Source organism: Bacillus sp. JJ1127, assembly GCF_036965845.1.
Taxonomy (GTDB): domain Bacteria; phylum Bacillota; class Bacilli; order Bacillales; family Bacillaceae_G; genus Bacillus_A.
This window is the reverse complement of record NZ_JBALQK010000226.1, coordinates 2,626-12,682: the sequence shown is the minus strand read 5'-3', so window position 1 is coordinate 12,682 and position 10,057 is coordinate 2,626. Positions and strand designations below refer to the sequence as shown.

Sequence of the window (10,057 nt, the reverse complement as noted above, 5' to 3'; positions counted from 1 at the left end):
GCATTTTTTTTTTGGACAAGCATATATTCCTAGCAAAGGAGTGAGGAATATGAAGAGATTAGGTATACTCTTATTTGTGCTTGTTCTCTGTTATGTATTTTACTACGATATAAAAATTGGCACTTTACCAATGTTAAGTTCATATAAAAAAACAACTGCTGCTCAAACTGCAAAAAAAGAAGACACAGATACGAAACAAAAGAAAGAAACAGACACATCGTATAAAGTAATTGAAGTAAAGACAGGAGATACGGTTCTCTCAATTACCGAAGCGATTAATAAGAAAAAAGTTCCTTCTATTGAAAAAGTAATTAATGATTTTAAACAATTAAATCAAAATACATCTTCTACAAAAATACAGATTGGGAAATCTTACAAATTCCCTTTATATCAATGACCCCATTACTTAATCCTTGTCAATTACATAAAGGCGCTGATACAATAGTAAAAGTGAAACCGGACATATTGGTTTCTATTTCCTTATATCACATATACTATACTTGATATAAGAGACAAAATAAGAAACTTCTTTTATAAGGAGAGCGATCTATTCGTGAATGAAATGACTCATCGTACAAAAACACGTCCTGTTAAAGTCGGTAATTTAACAATTGGCGGCAACAATGAATTAATTATACAAAGTATGACAACAACAAAAACGCATGATGTAGAAGCAACTGTTGCTGAGATCAAACGTTTAGAAGAAGCGGGTTGTCAAATTGTCCGCGTAGCTGTTCCAGACGAACGTGCAGCAAATGCTATTGCTGATATAAAAAAACAAATTAACATCCCACTTGTTGCTGATATTCATTTTGATTATCGTCTTGCTTTAAAAGCAATTGAAGGCGGCATTGATAAAGTACGTATCAACCCAGGTAACATCGGGCGTCGTCATAAAGTAGAAGCTGTTGTAAATGCTGCGAAAGAACGCGGTATTCCAATTCGTATCGGCGTCAATGCAGGTTCATTAGAACGTCATATTTTAGAGAAGTATGGCTATCCTACTGCTGATGGTATGGTTGAAAGTGCACTACATCATATTAAAATTTTAGAGGATTTGGATTTCCACGATATTATCGTATCTATGAAGGCCTCTGATGTTAATTTAGCAATCGAAGCTTATGAAAAAGCAGCTCGTGCTTTTGATTATCCATTACACCTAGGTATTACAGAATCTGGAACACTATTTGCTGGAACTGTAAAAAGTGCCGCTGGTCTTGGAGCAATCTTAAGTAAAGGTATCGGAAATACACTTCGTATTTCATTAAGTGCTGACCCTGTTGAAGAAGTGAAAGTTGCTCGCGAACTGTTAAAGTCATTCGGTCTTGCATCGAACGCCGCAACACTTATTTCTTGTCCAACTTGTGGTCGCATTGAAATTGACCTTATCAGTATTGCAAACGAAGTTGAAGAATATATCTCTACACTAAAAGTACCAATTAAAGTTGCTGTACTTGGATGCGCTGTAAACGGTCCTGGTGAAGCTCGTGAGGCTGATATCGGTATTGCTGGCGCGCGTGGGGAAGGGTTATTATTCCGTAAAGGAAAAGTAGTTCGAAAAGTACCAGAAGAAACAATGGTAGAAGAACTGAAAAAAGAAATTGATGTAATCGCTGCTGAAATGGCTGCAAATCAAGAAAAAGAAAAACAAGAACAAGAATAAAAAGAAAAGGCTGCTTAGATTTTGTGAGCGGCCTTTTCTTTTTATATAAAGAAGAGCTCGTCAGTTTCACAACTGACGAGCTCTTCCCTTGCTATTGGCGGACCGTAATACCCCCATCTCAAAATTCAGTAAAAGCAACTAAGTTGAGTGAGCAAGCTCACCCACTTATTAAGGTTTCACTTTACTTTGCACATTTTGGGCAACGTCCATATATTTCAAACTTATGTCCCGTTACCTCATATCCTTTAAAATCTTTATTCATAAAATCCATTGGACAGGAAGTAATTTCTTTTGTCCCACCACAATCCAAACAAATAAAATGATGATGGTGTTCCATAACAGAGCATGTAAAACGAAAATTCTTTTCTCCATTTAGTTCTGTCTGCTCCAAAACACCAATCTCAGCAAATACAGTTAAATTTCGATAGATTGTATCAAAACTTAATCCTGGATAATCATCTTTCATATGCTCTAAAACGTCTTTTGCGGTTAAATAACGATTATGAGCCGCAAATAATCGCAGCATTTCTTCACGTTTTCCAGTATGTTTATACCCTTTTTCTTTCATAAGGCGTAAAGCTTCTGTTAGATTCATAACTATCCCTACTTTATGCAGTTTTTTTCTTTTTCCATAAGATTGCACCGATTAAAATAAGAACCGCTAGCATAACAATTGTACCACCTGGAGCCAAATCAAGTTGATAAGAAGCAAGCATTCCACCTATTACGGAAATTTCACCAAATAAAATGGAAAAGAAAATAGTTTGTTTAAACCCTTTGGCAATGCGGATACTTGCTGCAACTGGTAACGTCATTAGAGATGATACAAGAAGAACCCCAACAACACGCATTGATACTGCGATTACTAACGCAACTAAAATAATAAAAATAAAGTGAATCCACTTTGCGCGAAGTCCAGTTGATACAGCGTATTCCTCATCAAATGATAATAAAAATAGCTCTTTATATAATAAAATAATCGTTGCAACAACTACGATTGCTACAATACCAATAATCATTAAATCCGTTCTTGTTACAGCACTTACACTACCAAACAAATAACTAAATAAATCTGTATTAAATCCGTTAGCAAGCGAAATGAAGATAACACCAATCCCCATCCCAGCCGAGAGAATAATCGGAATCGCTAATTCTTGATAATGTTTGTATACAGTTCGTAACTTTTCAATTAACAAAGCTCCACCTATTGAAAAGATCATTCCCATATATAATGGATTTAAAAATCCACCTGTAAAAATTGTTTTTTCAAGCAATAAGCTTGCTGCAATCCCTGATAATGTCACATGACTTAATGCCTCCGCAATAAGTGACAAGCGGCGGATTACAACGAATACACCGATAAGCGGTGCAACAAGTCCTATTAAAATACCAGCGTATAAAGAATTACGTAAAAAATCATATTGTAAAAAATCCTGTATCATTGTATCCTCCCGTGATGCTCATGATCATGCTCTAAGCGATGAACATGATGTCCATATAAAATCGACATTTCTGCATCTTCTAGCTCTCGGAATTTCTCTACATTTCCATGGAAATGTAGATGCTGATTTAAACATGCAACATGCGTCACCTTCTCTGTTACAGCGCCCATATCATGCGTAACAAGAATCAATGTGATACCTAGTTTTTTATTTAAATCCTCTAGTATTTCATAAAAACTCTCCACGTTCTTTACATCGATTCCAACAGTAGGTTCATCCAAAATAAGTAATTCTGGGCTACTTACAAGTGCACGTGCAATAAATACACGCTGCTGTTGTCCGCCGGAAAGCTCTCCGATGTTACGATTTTGAAATTCGCCCATGCCTACATCAGCAATTGCCTTTACTACCTTCTCTTTATCTTCTTTCGTTAAAAAACGAAATAGGCCTTTTTTCGAAACAAGCCCCATTGAAACAACCTCAAAGACAGTCGCTGGAAAACCAGAGTTAAAACTGTTAGCCTTTTGCGACACATAGCCGATTTTATTCCACTCTTTAAATTTCTTACTATCAATACCAAATAATCGGATATTTCCTTTCTTTGGCTTTAAAACACCTAATATACTCTTCAATAAAGTTGATTTTCCAGATCCGTTCGGTCCAACTAAACCTAAAAAAGCTCCTTTTGGAACTTGCAAATTAATATCTTCTAGCACATTTCGATCTTCATACCGAAATGTCAATCCTTCTATTTCTAATATATTTTTCATAGCATCTCACCTATTTTAATTCAGAATGATTCCGATTTATTTCTATTTGAATTATAGTATAGCTTATTATAGTTGTAAACCAATCTGCCCAAAATACCTTCTTTATTTCAGGCAACCTTATTATTATAACAAAAAAGCAGAGAAAATTTCTCTGCTTTTTTGAACACATATTTTTAATGAATTGCTGATTTGAATTTACCACCGTTTGTCTCTTGTGTACTCATAATTGTAATAAAGGCATTTTCATCAATTTCATGAACAATTGATTTTAACTTTGTTACCTCAAGACGTGTAACAACTGCGTAAATAACTTCTTTCTCTTTATCCGTATAGCCACCTTTAGCAACAAGCTTTGTTGTTCCACGACCAAGACGGTGTAAAATTGCATTTGATACTTCTTCATATTGATCTGATACAATAAGAACTGCTTTCGTTTCATCCAATCCTTGAATAACCGTATCGATCGTTTTGAATGCAATATAGTATGTCATAACAGAATACATCGCCTGTTCAACACCAAATACAAATGCTGCCCAAGCAAAAACGAATAAGTTCACAAACATAACAAATTCACCGACAGAAAACGGTAATTTCTTCGTTAACAAGATTCCCATAATCTCTGTTCCATCCAATGAACCCCCGTGACGAATAACAAGTCCTACACCAATCCCTAAAATAAGGCCACCAAAAACAGTTGCTAAAATCGGCTCTGTCGTAAATGGTTGAATAGAATGTAATGTTGACTCAATAAATGCTAAAGCGACAATCGCAAAAGCAGAAGATAACATGAACGTCTTTCCAATTTGCTTATAACCGGAATACATAAATGGTATATTGAGGATGACAACTAAAGTAGAAAAACTTAACCACCAAATGTTAGGAGTAAGATAATCTAGTATGAGGGAAATGCCAATAATTCCACCATCAATAATTTTATTTGGCATTAAAAATAGTTCAATTGCTACCGCCGCACATGTTGCACCAAAGACAATCATAACTAAACGATACAATAGATGAATAATACTTTCTTTTCGATGTTGTTTTTTTTCCATAAGCCCTCCTTATATGCTTTTTATGTAGTTTTGTTCTTTTATTATAACATATTGTTCTTTTCCTTATGGAAAAAGCCACTGTTATACGAATATATACAAGCACCATGCACATATATTCCGATATAAGAACGCTTGAAGGAGGACTACATCATGAATCTCATCAAACAAATCGTAAATAAAAAATTAAATCATATTTCAACAAAAGAATTATTGAAATATAGTAAAGACTATGAAGTCCCTATTACAACAGAGCAAGCTGATAAAATTGTGCTCTTAATGAAAGGAAAAAATATTAACATTTACAATAACGATGAAAGACTGGCACTGTTAAAAAAAATCGCAAAAGTAACCTCTCCCGCTACCGCCCAGCAAGTAAATACATTATTTCAGCAATTATTAAAATAAGGAGGGAAATTCCCCTCCTTATTGCCCCTTAATCTTCTCAAGAATCCCTTCATCAAATGTTCCATTCTTGAGCATTTCAATTTCAAATTTATATGGTGGTTTTTTATCTTTCTTATCTTCACCTACATACGGTGTTTCAAGAATCTTCGGTACATGCTGTAATTGCGGATGATGTACAATATGATGCAACGCTTTATAACCGATATGACCGAAACCAATATTTTCATGACGGTCTTTACCAGCCCCGCGCACGTTTTTACTATCATTAATATGCAATACTTGCAAGCGATCAATCCCAACAATTTTATCAAATTCATTTAATACGCCATCAAAATCATTCACGATGTCATAACCTGCATCATGCGTATGGCACGTATCAAAACATACAGATAGTTTTTCGTTATATTTTACACCGTCAATAATCTTTGCAAGTTCTTCAAAACTACGTCCGCACTCTGTACCTTTTCCAGCCATTGTTTCTAATGCGATATTTACTGTCTGTTCTGGCGTCAACACTTCATTTAAACCTTTAATAATCTGCTCAATACCAGCTTCAGCTCCTGCCCCAACGTGAGCACCTGGATGAAGTACAATTTGTTTCGCTACTCCTAGGGCTGCTGTTCTTTCAATTTCCATGCGTAGGAAATCGACACCTAATTGGAACGTTTCAGGTTTTGTTGTATTACCAACATTAATAATATAAGGCGCATGGACAATAATTTCTTCAATTCCATGCAACTGCATATGTTTTCGTCCTGCTTCTATATTTAATTCTTCAATTGGTTTTCTTCTTGTATTTTGTGGTGCGCCTGTATAAATCATAAACGTTGTTGCACCATACGAAACAGCCTCTTCACTTGCTGCTAATAACATCTTCTTACCACTCATTGAAACATGAGATCCAATCTTTAGCATATAATCACCTCTTCAATATACAATAGCTATAATGATAGCATAATTTGTAGAAATATGTAGTGAATTGTTTGTTCAGAAAAGAAGTCACTATGAAAAAACAAAGAAAAACTTTAATCGGTGAGAATCCTCTTCCCTTCACTTCTCACTCAATTTGGAAGCCAGAAAGATAGATGGATAAAAAAAGATAAGTACTCTGTAATATTAAATAAGTTTGAAAGGTGTTGAGCATTGGTATGCCAACACCTTATATAAGGCTACACATTATATAATTGATATCTTTATTAGTTTGAGACCTCTTCTATGTACAACAAAAAAGAGCGTGACCACACGCTCTTAAAATGTGTAACATTCTATTTCACTTCTTTTATACCAAAGTATTCTAATGTTTTTGTTGCTTTTGATAAAAATTTCCCTTATCTTTTTTTATTGCTATATTTTTTCTTCACTTTTTCACGTTCTGTCGCAAGTTTTCTCTTATAATTAGGCTTTACTTTTTTCGGCTTTTTAACCACTTTCGTTGCCATAACATCTAGTTCATCATTTGGTTTTTTACGACTTTTACGGCGACGACGCTCACCTAAGTCCGTCCATTCATCCCCACGTAAATCTACATGTTTAAACGTGATATTACGTTGTTTTTCTAAGTTATCTAGTGCTTCCTCGTTTGCTGGATCATAAATAGTTACTGCAATACCTGAATAGCCAGCACGTGCTGTTCTTCCAACGCGGTGAACGAAGAAATCTAAATCAGATGGAAGTTCATAGTTAATTACATGGCTAATTCCTTCAATATCGATACCACGTGCTGCTAAGTCCGTCGCAACAATGTATTGGAACTCTAAGTCACGAACTTGCTTCATCATTTTTTTACGATCACGCGGAGATAAATCACCATGAATACGCCCAACCTTTAATCCACGCTCTGTTAATCCATTCGCAACTTCATCTGCCATTTTTTTCGTATTTGTAAAGACAATTGCTAAATATGGCTTAAATTGAAGTAACATATTTTTCACTAATTCAATCTTATTACGATGTCTTGAAGGTACAAGATAATGCTCAATATTCCCCGCTGCAACTTGCTTCGGATTAATATGAATATGCTCTGGATTCTCCATATACTTCTTCATAAACGGTTTTAATTTTTGAGGAATTGTTGCAGAAAAGACCAGCATTTGTAAGTTTTTAGGCATACGTGCTGCAATTTTATCTACATCTTGAATGAACCCCATATCAAGCATTAAATCCGCTTCATCGACAATAATAGTAGCTGCTTTATGAACAAATAGCGCTTGTTCTTCCACTAAATCTTTAATACGTCCTGGTGTTCCAACAACAATATGAGGTTGCTTTTTCAGCTTTTCAATTGAACGTTGTTTGTCAGTACCTCCAATTAGACAACGTGCCGTAATCATTTGCTCTTCTGCACAAAACTTTGTTAATTTAACAATTTCTTGATAAATTTGTTGTGCTAACTCACGAGTAGGCGCTGTAATGACAAGTTGTACCTCTTCACGGTTTGCATTAATTCTATTTAAAGTTGGAAGTAAGTATGCATGTGTTTTCCCAGAACCTGTTTGGGACTGTCCAATTACACTCACACCTTTTTTTACGACCGGAAAAATTTTCTTTTGAATTTCTGTCGGCTCTGAAAAGCGTAGTTCACGAACTGCATCTATTAAAAATGGCTGAAAATTATACTGTGTAAATGTTTGTAGTGTCATAAGTTACACCTTCTTTCTAAAATTTCTACTGCGCGCACAAATCAGTCAAGTCTACATTATATCGAAATCTAATAGTAAAATCCATCTTTATATAAATCCATTTTAATTTTTAAGTCGCTGCGATGCAAAATAAAACATGACCTGCACTCGCTTTCTTCCTTTTTTTTCACCCTAGCATGTGGCAAAAAAAATCCCTGACCGCTTCTATGCATGTCCAGATGCTCTCGTTCACCTAAAAAGAAAGGGATTTTCATGTCGATTTCTCAACTTGTATTTATATAGTTTCAGTTTTCACTCCAAAAACTAACCTTCTTTCTTACCTTTGCATATTGTATGTGTATATACCTAACTGAAGAAAGGAGGATTTCTCTTATGTATCCGAAATCCCCTATGCAGCAAATGTATCCAGGGCAGCAACCATATACACCATACCCAATTCCTCAATTACCACCAATGATGCAAAAAAAGAAAGGATTTCTCTCTAAACTTTTCAAAAAACACGATCCTACTCAGCCTTTTATGCAAATGGTTCCTCCCTATCGACAAATGGAAGGGCAACCGATCATGCACCAACATCCGCATCACCAACAATACCATCAGTCCTATATACAGCAGCCACAACAAATGATACCACCTCAACCACAAATGATGAATGAGCCAAACGAAATGCGCGGAGGGGCATCAGTTACACCTAGCGCTAGCAGTGGTATCGGAAGCTTCTTTTCTAACTTAATTTCCAATCCGACCGGCATGTTAAATAACATTGAAAAAGTTGCACAAGTCGCTCAATCTGTCGGGCCTGTCGTCGAACAATATGGTCCCATTGTTCGCAGCATACCGAGCATCGTAAAAATTCTCACCTCTGGAAAAGGTGAGGCTGAAGAATCGAAAGATGAGGTGGAAGTAATCACCACCCCATCACCTCCTAAAAAGAAAAAAAGGAAGGAAATTATACTTGATCCCCTTGTTGAAAAAGAATTACCGGAAGAGAATATCCCACATATGGCAACAAAACCAAAACTATATGTCTAACAATCCTTTGTTTTCTGTCCCCTCCTCCTTTATAATGAAAAAGACTATGTACAAAAGGATCCCTTGTTTAGAAGGAGAGGATTACTCACATGAAGATTGTTAAAATTTCCCCTCGTGGTTATTGCTACGGTGTTGTTGACGCGATGGTTATCGCACGCAATGCCGCACTAGATACGTCATTACCGAGACCCATTTATATTTTAGGTATGATTGTTCACAACAAGCATGTAACAGATGCTTTTGAAGAAGATGGAATTATTACATTAGATGGTCCAAGTCGATTAGAGATTTTAGACAAAATCGATTCCGGCACTGTTATTTTCACTGCACACGGTGTTTCCCCAGAAGTCAAACAACGTGCAAAAGAAAAAGGGTTAACAACAATTGATGCAACATGTCCAGATGTTACAAAAACACATGACCTCATTGAAGCAAAGAAAGCTGAAGGATACCATGTGATTTACATCGGTAAAAAAGGACATCCAGAACCAGAAGGCGCGGTTGGTATCGCACCTGATATCGTTCATCTTATTGAAAAAGCTGATGATTTAGAAACATTGGAAATTCCAACAGAAAAGATTTTAGTTACAAATCAAACAACAATGAGTCAATGGGACGTTCAATACCTAATGGAAGACATCCAGAAAAAATTCCCAACAGCTGAATTTCATAAAGAAATTTGTTTAGCAACACAAGTTCGTCAAGAAGCAGTGGCTAAACAGGCTGATGTTGCTGATTTAACGATTGTTGTTGGCGATCCAAAAAGCAATAACTCAAACCGCTTAGCTCAAGTATCAGAAGAAATCGCTGGTACAAAGGCATACCGTGTTGCAGATGTAAGCGAGATTCAATTAGAGTGGCTACAAGGCGTTGAAAATGTTGCTATTACCGCCGGTGCTTCTACACCAACGCCAATTACAAAAGAAGTAATAGCCTTTTTAGAACAGTACGATCCGATGAATCCAGCTACTTGGGAGCGAAAACGAAACGTACCACTTCAAAAGATTTTGCCGCGTGTAAAAGCAAAAAAACAACAATAAAAAAATCCGTTGCT

11 protein-coding genes are annotated in these 10,057 nt (G+C 36.0%); 5 read left to right on the top strand and 6 right to left on the bottom strand.

All coding sequences use genetic code 11. The features are described 5' to 3' along the window. The first annotated feature begins 49 nt into the window (after positions 1-49). Entirely contained in the window at positions 50-397 is a 348-nt protein-coding gene (locus V7183_RS20210; protein ID WP_335360625.1) for a hypothetical protein, read from the top strand. Positions 398-562: 165 nt separating this feature from the next. Then, positions 563-1,663: a flavodoxin-dependent (E)-4-hydroxy-3-methylbut-2-enyl-diphosphate synthase gene (gene ispG / locus V7183_RS20205; protein ID WP_335360643.1), complete on the top strand. Its 1,101-nt coding sequence runs from the start codon at positions 563-565 to the stop codon at positions 1,661-1,663. Between the two features lie 181 nt (positions 1,664-1,844). Here ispG and V7183_RS20200 read toward each other — a convergent pair whose 3' ends face one another. The 4 genes from V7183_RS20200 to V7183_RS20185 all read right to left on the bottom strand — a co-directional run bounded on the left by V7183_RS20200 (position 1,845) and on the right by V7183_RS20185 (position 4,927). After that, positions 1,845-2,258, bottom strand: coding sequence for a Fur family transcriptional regulator (locus V7183_RS20200; RefSeq protein WP_097896922.1), 414 nt, complete (start codon positions 2,256-2,258; stop codon positions 1,845-1,847). Between the two features lie 13 nt (positions 2,259-2,271). Further along, positions 2,272-3,105 (bottom strand): metal ABC transporter permease, encoded by an 834-nt coding sequence (locus V7183_RS20195; RefSeq protein WP_097896923.1) that lies wholly within the window; start codon positions 3,103-3,105, stop codon positions 2,272-2,274. Continuing rightward, positions 3,102-3,875 carry a metal ABC transporter ATP-binding protein gene (locus V7183_RS20190; RefSeq protein WP_097896924.1) on the bottom strand — a complete coding sequence of 258 codons (774 nt, stop codon included), beginning with the start codon at positions 3,873-3,875 and terminating at the stop codon, positions 3,102-3,104. The genes V7183_RS20195 and V7183_RS20190 overlap by 4 nt, the downstream gene beginning before the upstream one ends. Positions 3,876-4,048: 173 nt before the next feature. Further along, positions 4,049-4,927: a YitT family protein gene (locus tag V7183_RS20185; RefSeq protein WP_097896925.1), complete on the bottom strand. Its 879-nt coding sequence runs from the start codon at positions 4,925-4,927 to the stop codon at positions 4,049-4,051. Between the two features lie 150 nt (positions 4,928-5,077). Here V7183_RS20185 and V7183_RS20180 point away from each other — a divergent pair, with 150 nt between their 5' ends. Further along, positions 5,078-5,332 (top strand): DUF2624 domain-containing protein, encoded by a 255-nt coding sequence (locus V7183_RS20180; protein WP_097896926.1) that lies wholly within the window; start codon positions 5,078-5,080, stop codon positions 5,330-5,332. An 18-nt stretch (positions 5,333-5,350) separates the two neighbouring features. On the opposite strand, the gene V7183_RS20175 is transcribed toward V7183_RS20180, so the two are convergent. Together V7183_RS20175 and V7183_RS20170 are read right to left on the bottom strand one after the other, a co-directional pair. After that, positions 5,351-6,247, bottom strand: coding sequence for a deoxyribonuclease IV (locus V7183_RS20175; protein ID WP_097896927.1), 897 nt, complete (start codon positions 6,245-6,247; stop codon positions 5,351-5,353). Positions 6,248-6,660: 413 nt separating this feature from the next. Next, the gene (locus tag V7183_RS20170; protein ID WP_097896928.1) at positions 6,661-7,971 is read right to left on the bottom strand and encodes a DEAD/DEAH box helicase; all 1,311 of its coding nucleotides are present in this window, start codon (positions 7,969-7,971) and stop codon (positions 6,661-6,663) included. A gap of 372 nt (positions 7,972-8,343) precedes the next feature. Here V7183_RS20170 and vrrA point away from each other — a divergent pair, with 372 nt between their 5' ends. Together vrrA and V7183_RS20160 are read left to right on the top strand one after the other, a co-directional pair. Continuing rightward, entirely contained in the window at positions 8,344-9,003 is a 660-nt protein-coding gene (gene vrrA / locus V7183_RS20165) for a VrrA/YqfQ family protein (RefSeq protein ID WP_097896929.1), read from the top strand. A gap of 89 nt (positions 9,004-9,092) precedes the next feature. Continuing rightward, positions 9,093-10,043 carry a 4-hydroxy-3-methylbut-2-enyl diphosphate reductase gene (locus V7183_RS20160; protein WP_097896930.1) on the top strand — a complete coding sequence of 317 codons (951 nt, stop codon included), beginning with the start codon at positions 9,093-9,095 and terminating at the stop codon, positions 10,041-10,043. The last annotated feature ends 14 nt before the right edge of the window (positions 10,044-10,057 follow it).

Bases quoted from the DNA above. Each gene is read 5' to 3' on its own strand.
- V7183_RS20210 (WP_335360625.1), top strand. From the start codon at position 50: ATGAAGAGATTAGGTATACTCTTATTTGTGCTTGTTCTCTGTTATGTA.
- ispG (WP_335360643.1), top strand. From the start codon at position 563: ATGACTCATCGTACAAAAACACGTCCTGTTAAAGTCGGTAATTTAACA.
- V7183_RS20200 (WP_097896922.1), bottom strand. From the start codon at position 2,258: ATGAATCTAACAGAAGCTTTACGCCTTATGAAAGAAAAAGGGTATAAA.
- V7183_RS20195 (WP_097896923.1), bottom strand. From the start codon at position 3,105: ATGATACAGGATTTTTTACAATATGATTTTTTACGTAATTCTTTATAC.
- V7183_RS20190 (WP_097896924.1), bottom strand. From the start codon at position 3,875: ATGAAAAATATATTAGAAATAGAAGGATTGACATTTCGGTATGAAGAT.
- V7183_RS20185 (WP_097896925.1), bottom strand. From the start codon at position 4,927: ATGGAAAAAAAACAACATCGAAAAGAAAGTATTATTCATCTATTGTAT.
- V7183_RS20180 (WP_097896926.1), top strand. From the start codon at position 5,078: ATGAATCTCATCAAACAAATCGTAAATAAAAAATTAAATCATATTTCA.
- V7183_RS20175 (WP_097896927.1), bottom strand. From the start codon at position 6,247: ATGCTAAAGATTGGATCTCATGTTTCAATGAGTGGTAAGAAGATGTTA.
- V7183_RS20170 (WP_097896928.1), bottom strand. From the start codon at position 7,971: ATGACACTACAAACATTTACACAGTATAATTTTCAGCCATTTTTAATA.
- vrrA (WP_097896929.1), top strand. From the start codon at position 8,344: ATGTATCCGAAATCCCCTATGCAGCAAATGTATCCAGGGCAGCAACCA.
- V7183_RS20160 (WP_097896930.1), top strand. From the start codon at position 9,093: ATGAAGATTGTTAAAATTTCCCCTCGTGGTTATTGCTACGGTGTTGTT.